Source organism: Tsukamurella pseudospumae (assembly GCF_001575195.1).
GTDB classification, from domain to species: Bacteria; Actinomycetota; Actinomycetes; order Mycobacteriales; family Mycobacteriaceae; genus Tsukamurella; species Tsukamurella pseudospumae.
In genome coordinates this window covers 1,119,804-1,141,353 of the sequence record NZ_LSRF01000058.1, presented here as the reverse complement: position 1 = coordinate 1,141,353, position 21,550 = coordinate 1,119,804, and the positions used below count along the sequence as shown (strand labels likewise).

Sequence of the window (21,550 nt, the reverse complement as noted above, 5' to 3'; positions counted from 1 at the left end):
AGCAACCCACCCGTCACGGCAACAGGTCCCGGCGGTACATCAGCGCAGCGGCGCCCACGAGCGGGGCGTCGCCGCCGAGACCGGCCGGCACCACCCGCGCGGCGGCCACGTAGGGCAGCGGGTGCGCGGCGACGGCGGCCTGCACGAGCGGCACGAAATCATCGGCGACGCGTGTGAATCCGCCGCCGAGGACGACGATCGACACCGGCACCAACGCGACGGCGCTGCCGATCCCCTGCCCGACGGCGGCGGCGCACCGTCGGACTGCGGCGACCGCGATCTGGTCACCCGACCGGTACGCGGCACCCAGTTCCTCGCCCGTCGAGCCCGGGAATCCCTGCGCGCGCGCCCAGTCGACGGTGTGCGGGCCGGAGGCGACGGATTCGAGCATCGTCGTCCGGCCCAACGAGGCACTGCCCGTGTACCCGGACACCTCGATCTGCCCGATGTGCCCGGCGTTGCCACCGAGGGCTCCTCCACCCACGACGAAGCCACCGCCGACGCCGGTGGACACCACCATCCCGAGCGCGTCGTCGTACCCGCGGGCCGCTCCGAGCCAGTGCTCGCCCAGCACGATCGCGACGCCGTCGCGGCGGAACTCCACGGGTAGGCCGCCGGCCGCGTCGGCGACCAGGTCGCGGAGCGGAAATCCGTGCAGGGCTTCGAGGTTGATCGGCGAGGCGGTCCCGGCGGCCTCGTCGACCGGACCCGCCGCGGCGAGCCCGACCCCGGTGACCGGACCCTCCGCGGCGGCGAGCGCATCGCGGACGACACCCGCGATCGCCGCCTCCAGGTCCGCGGTGGACGCCCGCTCGCCGGTCGCCGCGCGGTGTCGCGATGCCTCGACGACGGTGCCGTCGGGCTCGACGAGCGCCGCCGCCACCTTCGTACCGCCGAGGTCCACCGCGAGCACCGTCATCGCGCGTACCGCACCAGACCGAGCTCGGCGGGCCCGGCGAGCAGGCGGTTCTGCGGCAGGACGCGTACCGCGTATCCGAACCTGCCCACCTGCGCGGGCAGCACGGCGCGGTATCGCTCACCGTCGAAGTGGAGTCGGACGGGCTTGCCGCCCACGATGTCCCCGCCCTCGCTGACGCCGCCGATCACCGCCTCGACGCGCACGTCGCCGTCCTCCAGTGGTCCCAGGTCGATCTCGGCGGCGAGGTCGACGCCCTCGGGGACCACCGCCACCGTCGACGGGCCGACGCGCACCGCGTCCCAGCCCGCCCGGACCTTCGCGATGTACTCGACCAGCTCTTCGATCGCCGGCCGCGTCGCGCGGGCGGACCGCGCCGCGGGCCGGTAGTAGTCGGTCGCGTACTCGCGGACCATGCGCTCGGCGGACACCTCGGGCGCCGTCGCCGACAGCGTGTGCCGCACCTTGGAGAGCCACCGCGGCGGGGCGTCATCGGCATCGCGCCGGTCGTAGAAGGCCGGCACCACGTCGTGTTCGAGCAGGTCGTACAGGGCGTCGGACTCGATGTCGTCGCGCCGTCCCGGGTCCACGCCGACCGCCGACGGGATCGCCCAGCCGTTGTTGCCGTCGTACAGCTCGTCCCACCACCCGTCCAGTACCGACAGGTTGAGGCCGCCGTTCATCGCGCTCTTCATGCCCGAGGTGCCGCAGGCCTCCAGGGGCCGCAGCGGGTTGTTGAGCCACACGTCGCAGCCGTGGTACAGGTACCCGGCCATGCCGATGGAGTAGTTGGGCAGGAAGGCGATCCGGTGCCGCAGCGTGCGGTCGTCGGTGAAGTGGAGCAGCTGCTGCAGGAGCCGCTTGCCCTCGTCGTCGTGGGGATGACTCTTGCCGGCGATCACCACCTGGACGGGCCGGTCGGGGTCGAGCAGGAGGGCGCGCAGTCGCTCGGGATCACGCAGCATGAGGGTGAGCCGCTTGTACGTGGACACCCGGCGTGCGAAGCCGATGGTGAGCACCTCGGGGTCGAACATCCGGTCCGTCCAACCGAGTTCGGCGTCGACGGCGCCCCGCTCGATCCAGGCGGCGCGGGTGCGGGAACGCACCTCGTCGACGAGGCGGTGCCGCAGGGTGGTTCGCAGGCGCCACAGGGCCTCGTCGGGCATCGAGAGCGGGTCGGTGGCGCGCTCGGTGACCAGACGGTCGGCCCACGTGCCGCGGTGGACGCCGTTGGTCACCGAGCCGATCGGGATCTCGGAGGGCTCGAAGCCGGGCCACAGGTCGGCGAACATCTCGCGGCTCACGGCGCCGTGCAGCTTCGACACCCCATTGGCGCGCTGAGCGAGACGGAATCCCATGTGCGCCATGTTGAACACGCCGGGGTCGGCCTCCGCGCCGAGCGCGATGACCTCGTCGAGCGGCACGGTGGGCAGCATCGTGCACATCTGTCCGCCGTCGCCGAAGTACCGCCGTACGAGATCGACCGGGAAGCGATCGATACCGGCGGGCACCGGGGTGTGGGTGGTGAAGACGGTGGCGGTGCGGGCGAGTGTCCTGGCCTGCGCGTAGGACAGGTCCTCGGTCGCCATGAGCTCGCGGATCCGTTCCAGGCCCAGGAATCCGGCGTGCCCCTCGTTGGCGTGGAAGACCTCGACGCCGGGGTGTCCGGTCAGGTCGCAGAACGCGCGGGCCGCGCGGACCCCGCCGATGCCGAGCAGGATCTCCTGGCGCAGGCGGTGTTCCGCGTCGCCGCCGTACAGCCGGTCGGTGATCCCGCGCAGGTCCGAGTCGTTGTTCTCAATGTCGGTGTCCAGCAGCAGCAACGGGATCCGGCCGACCTCCGCCCGCCACACGGCCGCGTTGAGCACGCGTCCCTCGAGCGGCACGGAGACCACGAGCTGCTGTCCGCTCGAGAGGGTCACGGGGCGCAGCGGCAGCTGCTCCGGGTCCAGCTCGGGGTACTGCTCGAGCTGCCAGCCGTCGGCTGAGAGCGACTGCTGGAAGTAGCCGTGCCGGTACATCAGGCCCAGCGCGATCAGCGGCAGGCCGAGGTCCGAGGCCGCCTTGAGGTGGTCGCCCGCCAGGACGCCGAGCCCACCCGAGTAGTTGGGCAGCGTCTGGCTGACACCGAACTCCATCGAGAAGTACGCGACCCCCTTCGCGCCGTCCTTGAGCTCGTCCGCCCAGGCCGGCCGGGTCAGGTAGTCGTTCAGGTCGGCGTGGAGCGCCCGCACCCGCGCGACGTACTCCTCGTCCGCCGCGAGTGCTGCCACCCGGGCCTGGTCGGCGCCGCGGAGCGCCTCGAGCGGGTCGCGGGTGACCGCCCACACCTCGGGGGCGAGGGCGGAGAACAGGTCCTGTGTGGGTCCGTGCCACACCCAGCGCAGGTTGAGCGCGAGGTCGGCGAGCGGGGCGAGCGACTCCGGGTAGACGGGCTCGACGGTGAAGGTTCCTTCTGCGTGCACGACTACCGACCCTATTGGTTGCCCGCGCGCCCCGCGAGGTTACCGGCGGGTCACGTGGTCTGCGCCGCGCCGATCACGGCGGCGGCGGTGGCGGCCAGCACGGAGCGGTGCCGCCCCAGGGTCCAGCGCACCTCACCGTCGTGGCGGTGTTCGAGCAACGACAGCGCCTGCGCGTCCTCGCCGCGACCCAGCGAGGTCTGGTGCAGGGACAGCACGTCGACCTTCGCGCCGTGCTCGGCGAGCGCCAGGACGAGCGCCTCGACGGGGCCGTTCCCGTCGATCACCGTGCGGAACGGCGCACCGTCGACCCGGAGTCCGACGGTGACCCGGCTGCCGTCGGCGATCTCCTCGACGACGCACTCCGTGAGCTCGAACCGCCCGGGCCGTGGCCCGAAGGCGTCCGCGAAGACCTCCCACAGCGCTGCGGTGTCCATCTCGGTGCCGTGCTCGTCGGCGTGCTCCTGCACGTGCCGGGCGAACTCGATCTGCAGGCGGCGCGGCAGCTCCAGGCCCAGGTCCCGCTCCAGCAGGTACGCCATACCGCCCTTGCCGGACTGCGAGTTGACGCGGATGACAGCGTCGTAGGTCCGGCCGATGTCGGCGGGATCGACGGGCAGATACGGCACCCGCCATTCGATCTCGCGTTCGGGCCGCCCCTCGGCGACGGCGCGCGAGCGGTGCTCGTCGAAGCCCTTCCTGATGGCGTCCTGGTGCGTGCCGCTGAACGCCGTGTGCACCAGATCGCCGACATACGGATGCCGCTCGTGCACGCCGATCCCGTTGCACGCCTCGACGGTGCGCCGCACCTCGTCGATGTCGGAGAAGTCGACCATCGGGTCGATCCCCTGCGCGAACATGTTGAGCGCCAGGGTCGCCAGGTCGACGTTGCCGGTCCGCTCCCCGTTGCCGAACAGGCAGCCCTCGACGCGCTGCGCGCCGGCGAGCACGGCCAGCTCGGCGCACGCGATCCCGGTGCCGCGGTCGTTGTGCGGGTGCACCGAGAGGATCACGGCGTCGCGCCGGGCCAGGTTCCGGTGCATGTACTCGATCTGATCGGCGTAGACGTTCGGCGTCGCGACCTCGACGGTGGCGGGCAGGTTGAGGATGACCGGCCGCTCCCCCGTGGCGTCCCACAGCTCCGTCATCGCGTCGCACACCTCGAGCACGTAGTCGGGCTCGGTCAGGTTGAAGACCTCGGGCGAGAACTCGAACCGCACACCGTCCAGGTCGCCCGCGGCGGCCAGCAGGTCGCGGCCCCCGGTCAGGATCAGCTCCTTCAGCTCGGTGCGGTCGCGGCCGAGCACCACGTCGCGCCAGGTGGGCGCGGTGGCGGTGTACATGTGGATCACGACCTCGTTGCGGATGCCACGGACGGACTCGACGGTCCGCTCGATCAGGTCACGACGGGCCGGCGTGAAGACGACGACGGTGACGTCCTCGGGCGCGATCTCCGTCGCCGCGATGAGCCGGACGAAGTCGTAGTCCGTCTGGGAGGCGGACGGGTAGCCGACCTCGATCTCCTTGTACCCCATGGCCACCATGAGCTCGAAGAACCGGCGCTTGCGCGCGGGATCCATGGGCTCGGGCAGGGCCTGGTTGCCGTCGCGCAGGTCGACGGGGACCCACAGCGGCGCCGCGGTCAGGCGCCGGGACGGCCAGGTGCGGTCGGTCAGCGGGACTTCGACGCGGGCGTGCACATCGCGATAGCGGTGGTGCGGCATCTGCGAGGCGCGCTGTCGGTTCCAGGCGGGAGCGGCGGCGGGGACGGGGCCGCGGGGCGTATCGATCGTGGGAAAGGTCATGACGGTTCCTTCGTGGGATTCCTCGGTGGCCGGCGCGCTTCCCACGGCGGGAGCCGGCCCGGAATCAGGCCCCGCCGTGGCGCGGAAGGAGAAGGAGGCGGCCGTGCTGCGTCATGCCGACGACCCTAACACAACTCCTCAGACAAGTAGAGAAGTATTCTCGGCACATGCCCCCGATCCGCCGCGCCTCCCTCGCCGACCAGGCCGCCGACGCCCTGCTCGCGCGCATCCGGTCCGGCGAGTGGGAGCTGGGAGACAGGCTCCCGGGCGAGACCACGCTCGCGCCCCAACTGGGCGTCGGCCGGTCGACGGTGCGCGAGGCGATCCGCAGACTCGCCGGCATCGGAGTGCTCGCGACCCGGCAGGGCGCCGGGGTGTTCGTGACCCGGCTCGAAGCACCGTCGGGCATGGACACCCTGCTCGACGGGGCCGCGATCGACGCGGTGATCGAGGCGCGGATCGCGATCGAGGTGGAGGCCGCCGCACTGGCGGCCCGGCGGCGGACCGAGGAGGACCTGGACGCGGTCCGCGCCGCGCTGGCGATCCGCGCCGCACACCGGGGCGACCTGGTCCGGCACGTCGAGACGGACACCGACTTCCACCGCGCCGTGATCGCCGCCGCGCACAATCCGGTCCTGCTGGAGATGTTCGACGGGATCGCCGCGCACCTGCGTCGGGCGATGATCGACATGCTGCGGTCCCGATCGGGCGGGTTCGGTGACGACGGCGATCAGGACTCGCACGCAGATCTGCTCGCGGCGATCGAACGGCACGATGCCGCGGCGGCCGCGGCGCTCAGCCGGGAACACCTGTCCGGCATGCTCTCCGGCTCCGGGACCGACTGACTCACTATCCTGTCGGCGTGCCCCCGACGGCGTCGTCCCAGCGCGCCCGGTACCGCCCCCACCGCGCGTCGAACCGCTCGGCGCGCTCGCGAGCGCGCTCGAGCTTCTCCGGTGAGTACCGGTGCCGCGCCCAGGGCGAGGTCGGGCGCGCGAGCCGCAGTGCCGCGACGAAGGCGACGGGGCCGACGAACAGTGCGATCAGCGCCGTCGGGTACTTGCCCTTGAGAGCGGTGGTGGCCACGAAACCGAAGTGGATCACGAGCCAGCACACGATCACACCCGCGGAGCCCCTCTCGCGTCCGCGGAGCAGCGAGATCCGGGGACGAACGTGGACATAGCTCAGAAATCCCTGGCGTACTCCGTGGGCACGATCCGCGTGAGCCGCTCCCGCGTCTGCTCATCGCGCGGCAGGTAGGTCAGCATCCGCAGCGAGGGCCGGTCGCGCAGGTTGAAGGTGCTCACCTGCAGGCGCAGCTCCCCCACCCGCGGATTGCGGATCGTCTTCTCCCAGTCGGCGGCGTCGAGCACCAGGCCCGCGTGCCACAGCTGCGCGAACAGCGGCGAGGCCGCCTGCAGCCGGTCGAGCAGCGGCTTCCACGCGGGGTCGGCATGGCTGTCGGCGTAGATCGCCCGGGTCCGCGCCACGACGGCCTCCAGCTCCTGCCGGTCGGCGACGTAGGCGCCGAGCCAGAGCTGGTCGGTGAAGTCGAGCCAGAGACAGTTCCGGTCCTCGGGGGCGAACTCCTCGACGTCGGTGATGAGGAAGCGGAAGGCACGGTTGTAGCGGATCATGTCGCCGCGCGGGTTGAGCACCACAGCAGGATTCGGCAGGAGCGCATCGAGGACGGGCCGGACTGTGTCCGCCACGGTGTCCCCCGCCGGGGGCCCGGGCTGATGTCCTGCCAGGCGGAGGACGTGGTCCCGCTCCCCATGATCCAGCAGGAGCGCATCGGCGACCGCGCACAGCACTTCCGGGCTGGGATTGACGTCGCGGCCCTGCTCGACCCAGGTGTACCAGGTGGCGCCCACGTTGGCGCGCGCCGCGACCTCCTCGCGGCGCAGCCCCGGGGTGCGTCGCCGGCCGCCGGCCGCCAGCCCCACCTGCTGTGGCGTCACCTGCTCGCGCCGGGTGCGCAGGAAGCGCGCCAGCTCGGCGTTGTTGCGAGTGCCCATGCATCGAGTATCCCCCCGTTCGCGCGCGCGGACCGCCGCCAGCCCAGTGGTCCCAGTACCAGGATCCGCACGGTCTGGATACCCGGATGTGGACGCGGCACCGTCGACGCCATGACCTCAGATTCCCTCCCCCGCCTGACCGGTCCCGGACTCGCCGTCCTCGGCGTCGCCTACTTCCTCACGACCTTCTTGTTCGCCTCGGCGAACGTGGCCGTCCCCGAGGTCGCGCGGCGCCTGTCGGCGTCGCCGGCACAGCAGACATTGATCCTGGCGGCGTTCTCGGCGACCTTCGCGACGGCCCTGATTCTGTTCGGCCGCCTCGGCGACAACCGCGGCCGCAGCCGCGTCTTCGTCGCGGGCCTCATCGCGGTCGGGATCGCTTCCATAGCTGCGGGTTTCGCCCCCGACGTGACCTCGTTCATCGTGCTGCGGGCGGCGCAGGGCGTCGGCGCGGCGGCGTTCACCCCGCAGGTGCTCTCGACGGTGCAGGCGACCACCACGGACGGAGCCCGGGGCCGGGCGATAGCGGTCATCGCAGCCACGGCGGGACTCGGCTTCTGCGGCGGCCAGGTCATCGGCGGCGCGCTGCTGGCGTGGGACCCGGCGGGCCTCGGGTGGCGGGCCGTGTGGTGGTCGGCGGCCGGCGTCGCCCTGATCGCCGCAGCCTCCACCGGTGCGGTGCCCGACACCCGGGCGGAGCGCCGGCTCCCGCTGGACTACCGGGGCACGGCGCTGCTGACGGTGGCGCTGCTCGCGCTGCTCGTCGGGCTCTCGGTCGGCGGCACGCTGGGCCGGCCCGCGGTCTCGTGGGTGCTGCTCGTCGTCGCGGTCGGGGCCGCGGCGGCGTTCTGGACGGCCCAGCGCCGGGCGGAGGCGGCGGGCGGCGCGCCGATGCTGCCGCCGTCGGTGTTCGCGCACCGGCCGATCGGGGTCGGCCTCCTCTTGGCGCTGCTGTTCTTCTCCGGCTACGGCGCACTGGTCTTCGAGTACGCGCTGGTGAGCGAGCACGCCCTCGGCATGAGCCCCGTCGCGTCGGGCGTGGCCCTGGTTCCGTACGGCGTCGCCTTCGTGGCCGTCTCACTGGGGCAACCGGCGATCCACCGCCGCCTCGGAGCGAGGACGATGCCGGTGGGCGCGACACTCAACGCGATCGGCCTGCTGGCTCTCGCGGCGAGCGGCCTCGCGGCCCCGCAGGGCTGGGCGTGGGCCGTCCAGCCCGCCCTGATCCTCGTGGGCGCGGCCCAGGCGATGCAGTTCGGCCCGCTGGTCTCCACGATCATGGGTGCCGTCCCGGACCGGATCGCCGGGCTCACCGGCGGGCTGATCTCCACCGCACAGCAGGCCGCGTTCGCACTCGGCGTCGCGACGCTCGGGACGGGCTACACGGCGCTGGCCGGCGGCATGCCCGCGCAGCACGCCTTCGCACTGATCCTCCTGGTGCACGCGGGACTCGCCGCCGCCTTCGCGGTGTGTGCGCGGAGCCTGCACCGCGCACCGTCGACCGGCGGCGCGGAGGCCCGAGTTCGGGTCGCGGCCGTCAGAAGTCGCCGTTGAAGCGGCGCAGCGAGCGGATCGCACCCACGAGTGCGGCGGACTCGTCGTCGGGCATGCCGATGTCGGCGAAGACGTCGTTGAGCACCACGGTCGCCTTCTCCACCAGCTCCCTGCCGTCCGGGGTGATGGCGACGAGGGTGGTGCGACCGTCGGTGGGATGGGGCTTGCGCTCGACCAGCCCGGCCTCGCCGAGCCGGTCGATCGCGTGGGTCACCGACGACACGTGGACCTGCAGCCGGGTGCTCGCCTTCGAGATCGGCAGTTCGCCGCGCTTGGTGAAGGCGAGCAGCCGCAGCAGCTCGAACCGGGAGAACGACAGACGGAAGGGCTTGAGCGCCGCCTCGATCCGCGCGAGCAGGATCTGGTGCGCCCGCATCACGGAGGTCACCGCCTCCATGCCGGAGGCGATCTCGCCGCTCCAGCCCGCGTCCTCCCAGTTGCGGCGGGCACGGGCGATCGGGTCCCGGGGGTCCGGCTCAGTCATCGCGCCCGCCTTCCTCGTTGTGAATCGCTACCTCAGCGTCTGAATGATCGCACTGAAGTCCAGGCCACCGTTGTCCTGCGCGAACGCAGAGTACAGCTCCGCGGCGTGCGTGCCGAGCGGCGCGCTCGAGCCGGTGGACGAGACCGCGTCCATGGCCAGCCCGAGGTCCTTGTTCATCAGGGCCGTCGCGAAGCCGGGCTTGAACTCGTTGCCCGACGGTGCCCCCGCCACCGGCCCCGGCACGGGGCAGTTGGTGTGCAGCGACCAGCAATTGCCGGTGGCGCCGGTGACCACGTCGTACAGCGCCTGATCCGCGAGGCCCAGCTTCTCGGCGAGGACGAAGGCCTCGCCCACGACGATCTGCTGGACCGCGAGGATCATGTTGTTGCACACCTTCGCGGCCTGCCCGTTGCCGGAGCCGCCGCAGTGGATCACCTTGCCCGCCATGGGGTCCAACACCGGATGGGCCGCGGCGAAGGCGGCGTCGTCGCCGCCCACCATGAAGGCGAGGGTGCCCGCGTCGGCGCCCTTGACGCCGCCGGACACGGGCGCGTCGACCTGCAGCATCCCCGCCGCCTCGGCCTGCGCGTGCACAGCACGGGCATCGTCGACGGAGATGGTGGAGCTGTCGATGAACAGCGTGCCGCGCACGGCGTGTGGGAGAACGGAGTCGTACACCGCCTTCACAATGGCGCCGCTGGGCAGCATCGTGACCACGGCGTCCGCACCGGCCACGGCCTCCTCGGCCGTGTCGATCACGGTGACGCCGGCGGCGCGGGCCGCGTCCTGTGCCGCGGGGACGAGGTCGAAACCTCGGACGGTGTGACCGGCGGCCACCAGGTTCTTGGCCATCGGGCCGCCCATGTGGCCGAGGCCGAGGAATGCGATCGTGCTCATGAAGGTGCCTTCCCTACTTGCCCTGGATGCGGGCGGCTTCGGCGCGGCCGATCACCATCCGCATGATCTCGTTGGTGCCCTCGAGGATCCGGTTCACCCGCAGGTCGCGGACGATCTTCTCGACGCCGGTCTCGTGCAGGTAGCCGTATCCGCCGTGCAACTGCAGCGCCTGGTCGGCGACCTGGAAGCAGGTCTCGGTGACGAACTTCTTGGCCATGGCACAGAGCTCGACCTTGTCGGGGTCGTTCTCGTCGAGCGCCGTGGCCGCGCGCCACAGGATCAGGCGGGAGGCCTCGAGCGAGGTGGCCATGTCGGCGAGCGCGAACCGGATGGTCGGCTCGTCGATCAGCTTGCGACCGAAGGTCTCCCGCTCGGTCATGTAACGCAGCGCGAGGTCGTACGCGGCCTGCGCACCGCCCAGCGAGCACGCCGCGATGTTGAGGCGGCCGCCGTTGAGGCCGTTCATGGCGATGCCGAAGCCCTTGCCGGCACCGTCGGTCCCGCCGAGCATGCGCGATGCGGGGATCCGCACGTTCTCGAAGATCACCTGCGTGGTGGGCTGGCTGTGCCAACCCATCTTCACCTCGGGCGGCCCGAAGGACAGGCCCGGGGTTCCCTTGTCCACCAGGAAGGTCGAGATGCCGCGGGCGCCCTCGCCCTCGCTACGCGCCATGACCACGTACAGGTCGGAGGCGCCGCCGCCGGAGATGAACTGTTTCGTGCCGTTGAGCACGAAGTCATCGCCGTCACGGTCGGCCTTGGTGGACAGCGACGCCGCGTCCGAACCGGCGCCCGGCTCGGTGAGGCAGTAGCTGGCCATGACGTCCATCGGCGCGAGCTTGGGGATCCACTCCTGCCGCTGCTCCTCGGAGCCGTAGGTGTCGACCATCCACGTGCACATGTTGTGAATGGAGACGAACGCCGCGGTCACCGGGTCGCCCTTGGCGAGCTCCTCGAAGATGCGGACGCCGTCGAGCCGGCGCAGGCCGGACCCGCCCACGTCCTCGCGGGTGTAGATGGCGGCCATGCCGAGGCTGCCCGCCTCCTTCATCTCCTCCACCGGGAAGTGCTTGGTGGCGTCCCATTCGAGGGCGTAGGGCGCGAGGCGCTTGCGGGAGAAGTCGCGCGCCATCTCGACGATGGCGAGGTCGTCGCCCGTCAGAATCGGGTAAGGCACGTACAGCTCCTAGTGCATCGTCGGGATGGAGAACTCGGCACCGTCCTTGATGCCCGAGGGCCAGCGCGAGGTCACCGTCTTGGTCTTGGTGTAGAACAGGATCGAGTGCGGGCCGTGCTGGTTCAGGTCGCCGAAGCCGGACCGCTTCCAGCCGCCGAAGGTGTGGTACGCCACCGGCACCGGGATCGGCACGTTCACGCCGACCATGCCGACCTCGACGCGCGAGACGAAGTTGCGGGCGGCGTCGCCGTCACGGGTGAAGATCGCCACGCCGTTGCCGTACTCGTGCTCGGTGGGCAGCGCGAGGGCCTCCTCGTAGTTGTTCGCACGGACGATGCAGAGCACGGGGCCGAAGATCTCGTCGGTGTAGATCGACATGTCCTTGGTGACGTGGTCGAACAGCGTCGGGCCGAGGTAGTTTCCGCCCGAGAGATCGGCATCGCCGAAGGTCAGCTCGTCGCTGGTGCGCTCCCGCCCGTCGATGACGATCTCGGCTCCGGCGTCCACACCCTGCTGGATGTAGTTCTTGGTGCGCTCGACCGCGGCCGGGGTGATCAGCGGCCCGTAGTCGGCCTTGGGGTCGTGACTGTGGCCCACGCGCAGCTGCTGCACGCGCTCGACGAGGCGCTCACGGAGACGGTTCGCCGTGTCCTCGCCGACCGGGACGGCGACGGAGATCGCCATGCACCGCTCGCCGGCCGAGCCGTAGCCGGCACCGATGAGTGCGTCGACGGCCTGGTCCAGGTCGGCGTCCGGGAGGATCACCATGTGGTTCTTGGCGCCGCCGAAAGCCTGGCTGCGCTTGCCGTTCTTGGCGCAGGTCTCGTAGATGTACTGCGCGATGTCCGAGCTGCCGACGAACCCGACGGCCTTCACGTCCGGGTTGTTCAGCAGCGCGTCGACCGACTCCTTGTCGCCGTGGACGACCTGGAACACGCCCTCGGGCAGGCCCGCCTCGACGAACAGCTCGGCCAGGCGCACCGGCACGGAGGGGTCGCGCTCGGAGGGCTTGAGGATGAACGCGTTGCCGCAGGCCAGCGCGGGACCCGCCTTCCACAGCGGGATCATGGCCGGGAAGTTGAAGGGCGTGATCCCGGCGACGACGCCGAGCGGCTGACGCATCGAGTAGACGTCGATGCCGGTACCGGCGCCCTCGGTGTACTCGCCCTTGAGCAGGTGCGGGATGCCGATCGAGAATTCGATGACCTCGATGCCGCGCTGGATGTCGCCCTTGGCGTCCGCGACGGTCTTGCCGTGCTCACTGGAGAGCAGCGAGGCCAGCTCATCGACGTTCTGGTTGACCAGCTCGATGAACTTCATGAACACGCGGGCGCGGCGCTGCGGGTTGAACGCGGCCCACTGGACCTGCGCCTTCTTCGCGCGGGCCACCACATCGTCGACCTCGGCGGTACTCGCCAGCGGAACCGTCGCCTGGACCCGCCCCGTGCTCGGGTCGAAGACATCGGCGGTGCGGCCGGTGCCCTCCACCCGGCGACCGTCGATGAAATGCGGAATGGTGCGCACGTCAGCCATGGTGTGTCCTTCTCTCGATCGAGGTCCATCGCGAATCCCTTGCGCGATGTGTTGCCCATCACTATATACTTGGATATCCAAGTAATCAACCGGAGGATCTGAAAGTGGCTAGCACACAGGGGTATCGAGACTTCCTCGCCGCGCGCGACCTGCTGGTCGAGCTCGCCGACGACTACGACGCCGCCCGGGAGCGGTTCGCCTGGCCCCAGCTCGACGAGTGGAACTTCGCCCTCGACTGGTTCGACGCCGTGGCCGAGAACAACGACTCCCCCGCGCTCTGGATCGTCGAAGAGGACGGCTCCGAGTCGAAGTTCAGCTACGCCGAGATGAGCGCCCGCAGCAATCGCGTCGCGAACTGGCTCCGCGAGCGGGGCGTGCAGCCGGGCGACCGGATCCTGCTGATGCTCAGCAACCAGGTCGAGCTGTGGGACATCATGCTCGCCGCGATCAAGCTCGGCGCCGTCGTCATCCCCGCGACCACGCTGCTCGCCGAGGGCGACATCGCGGACCGCATCGCGCGCGGCGGCGCCAAGCACGTCATCGTCCGGAGCGAGCTCGCCGAGCGCGTCCCCGCGGAGGCGCAGGTCACCCGGATCGCCGTCGGCGATCCCGTGCCGGACTGGGAGGCCTTCGCCGCGGCGTACACGGCACCGTCGGACTTCACCCCCTCGCACGTCACGCACGCGGACGACACCCTGCTGCTCTACTTCACCTCCGGAACCACCAGCGCCCCCAAGCTGGTCGAGCACACCCACGCGAGCTACCCCGTGGGTCACCTGTCGACGATGTACTGGATCGGGCTGCGCCCCGGCGACGTGCACCTCAACGTCAGCTCGCCCGGCTGGGCGAAGCACGCGTGGAGCAATGTCTTCACGCCGTGGATCGCGCAGGCCTGCGTCTTCATCTACAACTACAACCGGTTCGACGCCGCCGCTCTGATGGGGCAGATGGAGCGGGCGGGCGTCACCAGCTTCTGCGCACCGCCCACGGTGTGGCGCATGCTGATCCAGGCCGACCTCAGCGCGCTGACGACGCCGCCGCGCGTCGTCGTCGGCGCGGGCGAGCCGCTCAACCCCGAGGTGATCTCCCGGGTGCGCGACGCGTGGGGCGTCACGATCCGCGACGGCTTCGGCCAGACTGAGACCACGGTGCAGGTCGCGAACACGCCGGGACAGCCCCTCAAGGACGGCTCGATGGGGCGCCCGTGCCCGGGCTACGACGTGGTGCTCGTCGACCCCGCGACCGGCGAGCAGGGGGTCGACGAGGGCGAGATCTGCCTGCGCCTGGACCCGCGGCCACTCGGCCTCATGGTCGGCTACCACGGCGATCCCGAGAAGACGGCCAAGGTGATGGACGGCGGCGTCTACCACACCGGCGACGTGGCCTCGAGAGATGCGGAGGGCTACCTGACCTACGTCGGCCGCACCGACGACGTCTTCAAGTCCAGCGACTACAAGATCAGCCCGTTCGAGCTGGAATCCGTTCTCCTGGAGCATGACGCGGTGGCCGAGGCCGCCGTCGTCCCCGCGCCCGACGAGCTGCGCCTCGCGGTACCGAAGGCGTACATCGTGCTCGCCGAGGGCTTCTCCCCCGACGAGACGACCGCGCGGTCGATCTTCGATTACAGCCGTGAGCACCTCGCGCCCTACAAGCGCGTGCGCCGTATCGCCTTCGCCGATCTCCCGAAGACGATCAGCGGCAAGATCCGCCGGGTGGAGCTGCGCAAGGCCGAGGAGCAGGGCCTGACCTCCGCGGAGTTCCGCGAGTCCTGACGAGAGCACTCCCGCTGCGGCGGCGATCCGGATTCCGGGTCGCCGCCGCACTCGTTCAGCGCCTGGACGCGGGGGCGAGCATCGCGGCGACCGCGGACCGCCATCGAGCCTCGGAATCACCTGCGCACCAGGCCCGCAGCGCCGCGCCGACGATGCCGTAGGCCATCGCCCCGGCGTCGACGCCGGGGCGGATCGAGCCCATGACCAGAAGGTTCGCCACCACAGCGGTGACCCCCTCGAACCCGGCGGCATCGTCGCCGAGGACCTCGGCCGCGGCGCCGCGCAGCCCCGGCCGCGCGGCGAGCAGCCGAGCCAGGGCCGTGGCCGGGGGCTGCGGCAGCCCCGCCAACGCCGAACACACTTCCTCCGCGACATCCCCCGTGCCGCCGACGGCGTTCCCCGCCTCCGTGCCGAGCAGGAAGCTGCGATCGACCGCATAGGCGGCGAGGAAGCCCTCGAAGTCGCCGAAGTGCGCGTGCAGGAGTCCGGTCGCGACGCCGGCCTGCACCGTGACCGCGCGACCCGTGAGCCCGTCCACGCCGGCACGCAGGATCACCGCTTCGGCGGCCTCGAACAGGCGCTGCCGGGCACCGTCGATCGCGATTCCCCTGGGCACGGCACCGATCCTAGCCCACCTTGCATCGATGGTGAACAGTCGCTCATACTGGTTTGAACACTTGCTCAAACCAGGAGGACGCATGGCCGACCACGAACTGCGCATCGTCATCGCGGGGGCCGGGATCGCCGGACTCGCTGCGGCACTGCGGCTGCAGCGCGATGGGCACCGGGTGCTCGTCGTGGAGCGCGCCGCCGAACGCCGCACCGGCGGCTACCTGGTGAACCTCCTCGGCCCGGGCTTCGACGCAGCGGACGCGCTCGGCCTCGTCCCCGCACTGCGCGAGCGCGACCAGGGGATCTTCACCTCGCTCCTCGTCCGCGCCGACGGCTCCACCAAGACGACGATGCCCGCCGCGCTCGCCGAACAGTCCCTCGGATCGCGGGCGCTGACGGTGTTCCGCGGGGACCTCGAGGCGGTCCTGTTCGAGGCGCTCGGCGGTGCCGCCGAGGTCCGGTTCGGCACGTCGGTCACCGCGGTGACCGACGGTGCCGCCGGCCCCCTCCAGGTCACGCTCAGCGACGGCAGCGAGCACGAAGCGGACCTGCTGATCGGTGCGGACGGGCTGCACTCGGGGGTCCGCGAGCTGGTCTTCGGACCCAAGGCCCAGTACGTCCGCGACCTCGGCCACGCGGTAATCGCGTTCCCCATGGAGGCGGCGCCCGAGGGGCTCCCGGAGCAGACAGCGAGCACCTTCATCGACGTCGGCCGGACCGCGGCGGTGTTCCGGCCGCGGGGCGGCGCACCGTCGGCCTTCTTCACGTACCGGACCGACGAAACGCCACGCGGCCCCGTCGAAGCCCTGGCGGAACATTTCGGAGACCTCTCCGGCCCCGTGCACGAGGCGGCGCGCTGGAGCGCCGACACCGACGACGCGTACGTCGACTCCGTCAGCCAGGTGGTGATGGACGCGTGGTCGCGCGGCCGCGTCGTGCTGCTCGGCGACGCCGCGTGGTGCGTCTCCCTGTTCGCCGGCCACGGCGCGGGGCTCGCCCTGGCCGGGGCCGACCGGTTGGGCGCCGCCCTCCTCGACCACCCCGGCGAGCTCAGCGACGCTGCGCGGGAGTGGGAAACCGGGCTGCGCGAGGAAGTCCGTACCCGGCAGCGGCAGGCTCGCGCGGGCATGGCCAGGTTCGCTCCCCCGAGTCGGTTCCACGTCCACGTGCAGGACCTGATGATTCGCGCGTTGACGGCTCCGGTCGTCGGCGGGCTGCTGATGCGTGGGCTGCATCGCGTCATGGAACGGTAAGAACAGGTCCGTTGCCCGCCGAGGCGATCGCAAATAGCGTGGAAGGGTTCCCGTCACACGAAGGAGAATCCGATGCCCGAGGTCGCGTTCAAGAACATCCGCTTCGATCCCGAGGGACACCCGTTCAACGAACTCGCGGTCCCGCTCGCGCAGGCCGTCGGCTACACCGCCGATCTCTCGATCGACCCGCAGTTGGCCCAGTTGCTGCGTCTCCGCGTGGCCCAGGTGAATCGCTGCGCGTTCTGCGCGGTCCTGCACGGCGAGTCCGCCCGGGATCGCGAGATCCCGCAGGCCAAGATCGATGACCTGACCGCGTACCCGATCTCCGACCTGTTCACCGAGCCGGAGAAGACCGCCCTGCGGTACTGCGACGCCCTGACCCTGCCGAACGTGGACGAATTCCACGACTTCCACGAGGCGATGACACAGCACTTCACGATCGACCAGATCAAGGATGTCGCGGCGGTCGTCGTGAACATGCACGTCTGGACTCGATGGAAGCTGGCACAGGGCCAGACGCCGTACTTCGTGGATGGTGACGGCTCCGCGAACTGACGCGCGGCGATTCGTGGCCGGCCGAGGGAACGGTCCGATCGGGCCACGATCTTCGCAGGTCACGAATACACTGGCGGTCTCATGTTGACCTACGTGCTCGACGTCCGCGATCTGTCGGACGTGCGCTTCGTGCTCGCTCCGATGACCGAGACCGCGCTGAGCCTGTTCCACCTGAACGGGACGATCAGCACGCCGGCGCATCTGCAGCGGTGGCAGGACAACGCACAGGCGCAACGCGATCGCTACGACCACCGGCTGATCAGCGCGCTGATCGCGCCGGGCCCGGCGATCCCGGACTTCCTGACCCCGCTTCCCAGGCCGGGCGTCACGCGGCCCTCGCTCGACGACGGCCTCACGGCGATCGCGACGACCGATCCCGAGCTGATTCACGCTCAACTGGACCAGCTTCGCGAGGGTGGTGAGCCGTCGCCCCCGCTCAAGCGGCTCCTGGACGACGGTGAGCGCGCGGGGCCCCGGATCGCGGGTGCGATGGAGCGCTACCACCGCGTGGCGATCGCCCCGGTGTGGGCGGTGGTGAACCGGATCCTCGAGGCGGACATCACGTTCCGCGGCCGAGAACTCGCGATGGGTGGGCCGACCCAGTTGTTCGACTCACTCGCCCCTCAACTCGAGTGGGACCGCGACGGCCGACTGCGGCTGGACACGGCGTACGTCGGCGAGGAGGGTGAATTCGCAGCGGCCGGAAGGGGTCTGACGCTGATGCCGAGCGTCTTCGTCACCCGCCTGGTGAGTGCCTACTCCCCCGAGACGGCGGCGCCGCACGTCGGTTACCCGGCGCGCGGCAGCGCGACTCTCACGGAGTCGACGCGGGTAGTACCGCCCGGGGCGCTGCGACGCCTGATCGGCGGAGCGAAAGCCGATGTGCTGCACGCACTCGTCGAGCCGGTGGCGGTCAGCGAACTGGCACGGCGCCTGGAGATCTCGCCGTCGGCGGTGTCCCAGAGCCTGCGCGTGCTCTACGAGAACGGCCTCATCGACCGGGCCCGGAGCGGGCGCGAGGTGCTCTATCGCAGGACACCCGACGGTGAGCGGTTGGCGCGCGGCCACCGCCCCTGATCGATCAGAAGCGGAGTGCGGCGGGGCCGGTGTACTCGGGGTTGGCCGACACGAAACGCTGCAGTGCGGCGCGGATCCCGGCGGCGGAGAATCCGGAGCGGGGCGCGGCGGTCGGTAGCGCGGCGTCCTCGTGGACATCCGCGAGGCGGGCGTAGACGGTGCCGGCGGTGGGATCGGCGGTGAGGCTCTTGAAGTCACGGTAGTTGGTCATGACCAATACTCTCCGCGATGCGCGGGAGGGACGCCATTCTTTAAGTGATGAGCTAAAGTGTGACCGCGGACACTGTGTGCTGGAACACATCTCGAATCGGCGTTCGCGGACGAAAGCCCAGTTCGCGCGGTCAGCGGGCGACTTCGCGGTGCCCCGCATCGATCCGGCGGGTCCAGCCCTTCGCGTCGAGGTGCTCGAGCAACGGGACCGCGACCCGTCGGCTGGTACCGAGCGCCCGTCGCGCCTCCGAGGTCGTGAAGGGCTGCGGCAGCCCCGCCAACTCCCGCATCGCCAGCGCGGGCGCGCGCGGCGACAACACCACCCCGTCGGCGATCCGGAGCAGGCGGCCCGCGCGCTCAGCCGCGGCGAGCTCCCGAGCTCCGAGCCGCAGGGCCGCCAGGTCGTCGGCCTCGGGCGCGACGAAGGGGGACGCCGTGAGCCGGCGCTCGACCTCCGCGACGGCCCGCTCGGCGGGGCCCAGGTCGGCGCGGTGCCCGGGCAACGCGAGCCGGCCGGCTTCGTTCTCCAGCCCGGCACCGTCGAGCACCGTCGGCAGCAGCGACGGGTCCGGCAGCGCGAGCGCCTCCCGCGCCGCACCGAGCGATAGGCCGGCCGCGAGCGGATCCCGCTCGTGCAGGTCCGCCACCGCCCCGCGCAGCCGCGCCTGCCACGCATCGAGGGCCGCCTCGTGGATCCACCAGTCCCCGGCCACCCGCACACCGTCCGGGACCTCCGTGCCGTAGCCCAGGTCGACGAGGCGGTCGCGCCGGACCGCGCCGCGGCGGGCCACCTCGGCGAGCAGGTCCCCGTCGGAGCCCCTGCCGGCGAGGGCACCCGCGCGGCGCGCACCGTCGCCGCGCCGGAGCAGCGCGGGCGGATCCGCGTCGAGCACCGTCGCGCCCCCGACGATCCGCTTGGCGCCCGGGTCGCGGAGGACCACCGTGTCACCGAGCACCAGCGGCAGGGGCCGGGCCAGCGTCAGGCGCGCGTGCTCCCCGTCGAAGGGCCGTACCCGGGCGGGGACGGCGGCGGTACCGGCGTGGACGGTGAGCCATTCCGGGACGCGCGCCTCGGCGTCCGTGAGCGCGAGCCGCACGTCCACGACGTCCGTCACCGGCCACAGACCCGGCGCGAGCAGTGCGTCCCCCCGGCTGATGTCCTCGACCGCGACGCCGCGAAGGTTGACCGCGATGCGCGAGACCGGGCCGACCTCGTCCCGAGTCGCACCGTGGCGCTGCAGGCCACGCACCGCGACGCGGCGGCTCCCACCCGTGCCCGCAAGCTCGAAATCGTCTCCCACCCGCACCGTGCCCGCGGCGAGCGTGCCGGTGACGACGGTGCCCGCACCCACGACGCTGAACGCCCGGTCGATCCAGATCCGCACACGGGCCGCGGGATCAGGCGTGGGAACGCCCGCGAGGACACCGTCGAGCGCTGAGCGCAGCACGTCGAGGCCCTCCCCCGTGACCGCCGAGACCGCGACGGTCGGCGCGTCCGCGAGCCCGGTGCCGGCGAGCCGCGCCCGCGCCTGCTCACGCACCGCGTCGACGCGGTCGGGGGCGCGGTCGGCCTTGGTGATCACGACCAGTCCGTGTCGGATGCCCAGGGCCGCCACGGCGTCCCGGTGGTCGTCGGACTGCGCGCTCCACCCCTCGTCGGCGGCGACCACGAAGCAGACGACCGGAACCGGCCCGAGTCCGGCGAGCATGTTCCCGAGGAAGCGCTCGTGCCCGGGCACGTCGACGAAGGCCGTCTCCTGCCCGGACGGCAGTGCGGTCCAGGCGAATCCGAGGTCGATGGTCAGTCCGCGCCGTTGCTCCTCCGCCCAGCGGTCGGGTTCGATCCCCGTGAGCGCGCGAACGAGCGTGGACTTGCCGTGATCGACGTGCCCCGCGGTGGCTACGACGTACACGCCAGCGCCCGCTGAACGGCATCGGCAACGGCCGCATCGGAGTCCTCCGGCACGCATCGCAGGTCGATCAGGCAGGCCCCGTCGGTGACACGCGGCAGCACGGCGGGATCACCGGTGCGGAGCGGCGCCGCGAGCGCCTCCGGCAGCCGGACCGCCCAGCCCGGCAACGGGACTCCCGGCGCGCCTCCGCCACCGACCCTGCCGTCGTGTGGGACGACGGTGCCGCCGACCCGTCCGGCGAGTCGCTCAGCGCGGCGGCGCAGTCCGTCGGGATCGGCGTGCAGGTACGCGATCACCGGCGCCTGCGGCCCGCCCACGGTGGCCTCCAGCGCCGCGAGCACCAGTTTGTCGGCGCGGACCGCGCGGGCGAGCGGGTGCCGCGCGAGGCGCTGCACGAGATCGGCACGGCCTAGGAGGATTCCTGCCTGCGGGCCGCCGAGGAGTTTGTCGCCGCTCGCGGTCACCAGGTCGGCGCCCGCGGCGAGCGCGGACGCGGCGTCGGGCTCGCCCGGCAACGCGGGATCCGCGGCGAGCAGGCCGCTGCCCAGGTCCATGACGAGCGGGACGTCGCCGCACACCTCGCGGAGTTCGGAGAGGCCGACCTCGGCGGTGAAGCCCTCGACGCGGAAGTTGCTAGGGTGCACCTTGAGGACGCATCCGGTGTCGGGGCCGATCGCGTCGGCGTAATCGCCGGCGTGCGTGCGGTTCGTGGTGCCCACCTCCCGCAGCCGGGCGCCGGTGGAGGCGATGAGATCCGGCAGGCGGAAGCCCGCGCCGATCTCGATGAGCTCACCGCGGCTGATCACCACCTCGCGGCCCGCGGCGAGCGCGGTGGTCGCGAGCACGAGTGCCGCCGCCCCGTTGTTGACCACGAGGGCCTCCTCCGCGGCGGGGCACGCCGCGAGCAGCGCCCCCCGGGCCGCGACGCCGCGCTTGCTCCGCGCGCCGGTCGCGAGATCGAGTTCCACGTCGACGTAGCCGGCGGCGTCCACCAGCGCAGCAACAGCGGCCGCCGAGAGCGGGGCGCGGCCGAGGTTGGTGTGCACCACGACGCCGGTCACGTTGAGCACCGGGCGCAGCGACGACGGTGCCGTCGCGGCGAGCTCGCGGTCGACGGCGGCGGCGACCTCCTCGGGCGCCAGGTCGCCCCGGCGCGCCGCGTCCTGGGCCTGCGTGATCGCGGCGCGGACACGGCGCTCGCCCAGCCGCGCGGCCGCCGCGACGAGAACGGGCTCGGCGAGCAGACGATCGGTGCGGGGAATCCGCCTGCGGGGATCCGTCATTCGCCCTCCTCTGCTCGTCCGTCTGTCGG

The 21,550-nt window shown here is 71.8% G+C and carries 18 protein-coding genes and 1 pseudogene; 6 read left to right on the top strand and 13 right to left on the bottom strand.

The window, feature by feature from the left end; translation table 11 throughout:
* Positions 1-13: 13 nt before the first annotated feature.
* The 3 genes from AXK60_RS24170 to AXK60_RS24160 are packed head-to-tail and all read right to left on the bottom strand — an operon-like array spanning position 14 to position 5,183.
* The gene (locus tag AXK60_RS24170; RefSeq protein ID WP_068575060.1) at positions 14-919 is read right to left on the bottom strand and encodes an ROK family protein; all 906 of its coding nucleotides are present in this window, start codon (positions 917-919) and stop codon (positions 14-16) included.
* Complete coding sequence (glgP, locus tag AXK60_RS24165; RefSeq protein WP_068575059.1) at positions 916-3,381, bottom strand: alpha-glucan family phosphorylase; 2,466 nt, start codon at positions 3,379-3,381, stop codon at positions 916-918. Before glgP ends, AXK60_RS24170 begins: the two co-directional genes overlap by 4 nt.
* A gap of 50 nt (positions 3,382-3,431) precedes the next feature.
* On the bottom strand, positions 3,432-5,183 hold the full coding sequence (locus AXK60_RS24160) for a 2-isopropylmalate synthase (protein WP_068575058.1): 1,752 nt from the start codon (positions 5,181-5,183) through the stop codon (positions 3,432-3,434).
* A 167-nt stretch (positions 5,184-5,350) separates the two neighbouring features.
* Here AXK60_RS24160 and AXK60_RS24155 point away from each other — a divergent pair, with 167 nt between their 5' ends.
* Entirely contained in the window at positions 5,351-6,028 is a 678-nt protein-coding gene (locus tag AXK60_RS24155; RefSeq protein ID WP_068575057.1) for a FadR/GntR family transcriptional regulator, read from the top strand.
* A 4-nt stretch (positions 6,029-6,032) separates the two neighbouring features.
* On the opposite strand, the pseudogene AXK60_RS24150 reads toward AXK60_RS24155, so the two are convergent.
* Both AXK60_RS24150 and AXK60_RS24145 read right to left on the bottom strand, forming a co-directional pair.
* Positions 6,033-6,308, bottom strand: a pseudogene (locus tag AXK60_RS24150) (hypothetical protein); the annotation flags it as partial.
* A 59-nt stretch (positions 6,309-6,367) separates the two neighbouring features.
* Entirely contained in the window at positions 6,368-7,201 is an 834-nt protein-coding gene (locus AXK60_RS24145; RefSeq protein WP_068575055.1) for a helix-turn-helix transcriptional regulator, read from the bottom strand.
* 111 nt (positions 7,202-7,312) lie between these two features.
* Between AXK60_RS24145 and AXK60_RS24140 the strand changes: the two genes are divergently transcribed.
* Entirely contained in the window at positions 7,313-8,755 is a 1,443-nt protein-coding gene (locus tag AXK60_RS24140) for an MFS transporter (RefSeq protein ID WP_068575054.1), read from the top strand.
* Here AXK60_RS24140 and AXK60_RS24135 read toward each other — a convergent pair.
* From AXK60_RS24135 to AXK60_RS24120, 4 genes are read right to left on the bottom strand one after another with little or no spacing between them, the layout of a single operon-like run.
* Positions 8,739-9,239: a MarR family winged helix-turn-helix transcriptional regulator gene (locus tag AXK60_RS24135; protein WP_068575053.1), complete on the bottom strand. Its 501-nt coding sequence runs from the start codon at positions 9,237-9,239 to the stop codon at positions 8,739-8,741. The genes AXK60_RS24140 and AXK60_RS24135 overlap by 17 nt on opposite strands.
* Before the next feature lie 27 nt (positions 9,240-9,266).
* Complete coding sequence (gene mmsB, locus AXK60_RS24130; protein ID WP_068575052.1) at positions 9,267-10,136, bottom strand: 3-hydroxyisobutyrate dehydrogenase; 870 nt, start codon at positions 10,134-10,136, stop codon at positions 9,267-9,269.
* A 13-nt stretch (positions 10,137-10,149) separates the two neighbouring features.
* Positions 10,150-11,313 carry an acyl-CoA dehydrogenase family protein gene (locus tag AXK60_RS24125; RefSeq protein WP_280512894.1) on the bottom strand — a complete coding sequence of 388 codons (1,164 nt, stop codon included), beginning with the start codon at positions 11,311-11,313 and terminating at the stop codon, positions 10,150-10,152.
* A gap of 9 nt (positions 11,314-11,322) precedes the next feature.
* Complete coding sequence (locus AXK60_RS24120; protein ID WP_068575051.1) at positions 11,323-12,846, bottom strand: CoA-acylating methylmalonate-semialdehyde dehydrogenase; 1,524 nt, start codon at positions 12,844-12,846, stop codon at positions 11,323-11,325.
* Between the two features lie 98 nt (positions 12,847-12,944).
* Here AXK60_RS24120 and AXK60_RS24115 point away from each other — a divergent pair, with 98 nt between their 5' ends.
* Positions 12,945-14,618, top strand: a complete 1,674-nt coding sequence (locus AXK60_RS24115) for an AMP-binding protein (protein ID WP_425315234.1) — start codon at positions 12,945-12,947, stop codon at positions 14,616-14,618.
* A gap of 55 nt (positions 14,619-14,673) precedes the next feature.
* On the opposite strand, the gene AXK60_RS27465 is transcribed toward AXK60_RS24115, so the two are convergent.
* On the bottom strand, positions 14,674-15,234 hold the full coding sequence (locus tag AXK60_RS27465) for a TetR/AcrR family transcriptional regulator (RefSeq protein ID WP_068575049.1): 561 nt from the start codon (positions 15,232-15,234) through the stop codon (positions 14,674-14,676).
* An 82-nt stretch (positions 15,235-15,316) separates the two neighbouring features.
* On the opposite strand from AXK60_RS27465, the gene AXK60_RS24105 reads away from it, so the two are divergent.
* The 3 genes from AXK60_RS24105 (at position 15,317) to AXK60_RS24095 (ending at position 18,115) form a co-directional block, all read left to right on the top strand.
* On the top strand, positions 15,317-16,483 hold the full coding sequence (locus AXK60_RS24105; RefSeq protein ID WP_068575048.1) for an FAD-dependent oxidoreductase: 1,167 nt from the start codon (positions 15,317-15,319) through the stop codon (positions 16,481-16,483).
* 72 nt (positions 16,484-16,555) lie between these two features.
* Positions 16,556-17,038, top strand: a complete 483-nt coding sequence (locus AXK60_RS24100) for a carboxymuconolactone decarboxylase family protein (protein ID WP_068575047.1) — start codon at positions 16,556-16,558, stop codon at positions 17,036-17,038.
* An 81-nt stretch (positions 17,039-17,119) separates the two neighbouring features.
* Entirely contained in the window at positions 17,120-18,115 is a 996-nt protein-coding gene (locus AXK60_RS24095) for an ArsR/SmtB family transcription factor (protein ID WP_068575046.1), read from the top strand.
* Between the two features lie 4 nt (positions 18,116-18,119).
* Here AXK60_RS24095 and AXK60_RS24090 read toward each other — a convergent pair whose 3' ends face one another.
* From AXK60_RS24090 to selA, 3 genes are all read right to left on the bottom strand, one after another.
* Positions 18,120-18,326, bottom strand: a complete 207-nt coding sequence (locus AXK60_RS24090) for a hypothetical protein (RefSeq protein WP_068575045.1) — start codon at positions 18,324-18,326, stop codon at positions 18,120-18,122.
* 130 nt (positions 18,327-18,456) lie between these two features.
* Positions 18,457-20,238, bottom strand: coding sequence for a selenocysteine-specific translation elongation factor (gene selB / locus AXK60_RS24085; RefSeq protein ID WP_197466895.1), 1,782 nt, complete (start codon positions 20,236-20,238; stop codon positions 18,457-18,459).
* Positions 20,226-21,521, bottom strand: a complete 1,296-nt coding sequence (gene selA, locus AXK60_RS24080) for an L-seryl-tRNA(Sec) selenium transferase (protein ID WP_068575043.1) — start codon at positions 21,519-21,521, stop codon at positions 20,226-20,228. Before selA ends, selB begins: the two co-directional genes overlap by 13 nt.
* Positions 21,522-21,550 lie beyond the last annotated feature (29 nt).

Excerpts from the sequence above, each read along its gene's own strand:
- AXK60_RS24170 (WP_068575060.1), bottom strand. The coding sequence starts at position 919 with ATGACGGTGCTCGCGGTGGACCTCGGCGGTACGAAGGTGGCGGCGGCG.
- AXK60_RS24135 (WP_068575053.1), bottom strand. The coding sequence starts at position 9,239 with ATGACTGAGCCGGACCCCCGGGACCCGATCGCCCGTGCCCGCCGCAAC.
- mmsB (WP_068575052.1), bottom strand. The coding sequence starts at position 10,136 with ATGAGCACGATCGCATTCCTCGGCCTCGGCCACATGGGCGGCCCGATG.
- AXK60_RS24160 (WP_068575058.1), bottom strand. The coding sequence starts at position 5,183 with ATGACCTTTCCCACGATCGATACGCCCCGCGGCCCCGTCCCCGCCGCC.
- AXK60_RS24090 (WP_068575045.1), bottom strand. The coding sequence starts at position 18,326 with ATGACCAACTACCGTGACTTCAAGAGCCTCACCGCCGATCCCACCGCC.
- selA (WP_068575043.1), bottom strand. The coding sequence starts at position 21,521 with ATGACGGATCCCCGCAGGCGGATTCCCCGCACCGATCGTCTGCTCGCC.
- AXK60_RS24105 (WP_068575048.1), top strand. The coding sequence starts at position 15,317 with ATGGCCGACCACGAACTGCGCATCGTCATCGCGGGGGCCGGGATCGCC.
- AXK60_RS24155 (WP_068575057.1), top strand. The coding sequence starts at position 5,351 with ATGCCCCCGATCCGCCGCGCCTCCCTCGCCGACCAGGCCGCCGACGCC.
- AXK60_RS24140 (WP_068575054.1), top strand. The coding sequence starts at position 7,313 with ATGACCTCAGATTCCCTCCCCCGCCTGACCGGTCCCGGACTCGCCGTC.
- AXK60_RS24120 (WP_068575051.1), bottom strand. The coding sequence starts at position 12,846 with ATGGCTGACGTGCGCACCATTCCGCATTTCATCGACGGTCGCCGGGTG.
- AXK60_RS24100 (WP_068575047.1), top strand. The coding sequence starts at position 16,556 with ATGCCCGAGGTCGCGTTCAAGAACATCCGCTTCGATCCCGAGGGACAC.
- AXK60_RS24145 (WP_068575055.1), bottom strand. The coding sequence starts at position 7,201 with ATGGGCACTCGCAACAACGCCGAGCTGGCGCGCTTCCTGCGCACCCGG.
- AXK60_RS24095 (WP_068575046.1), top strand. The coding sequence starts at position 17,120 with ATGTTGACCTACGTGCTCGACGTCCGCGATCTGTCGGACGTGCGCTTC.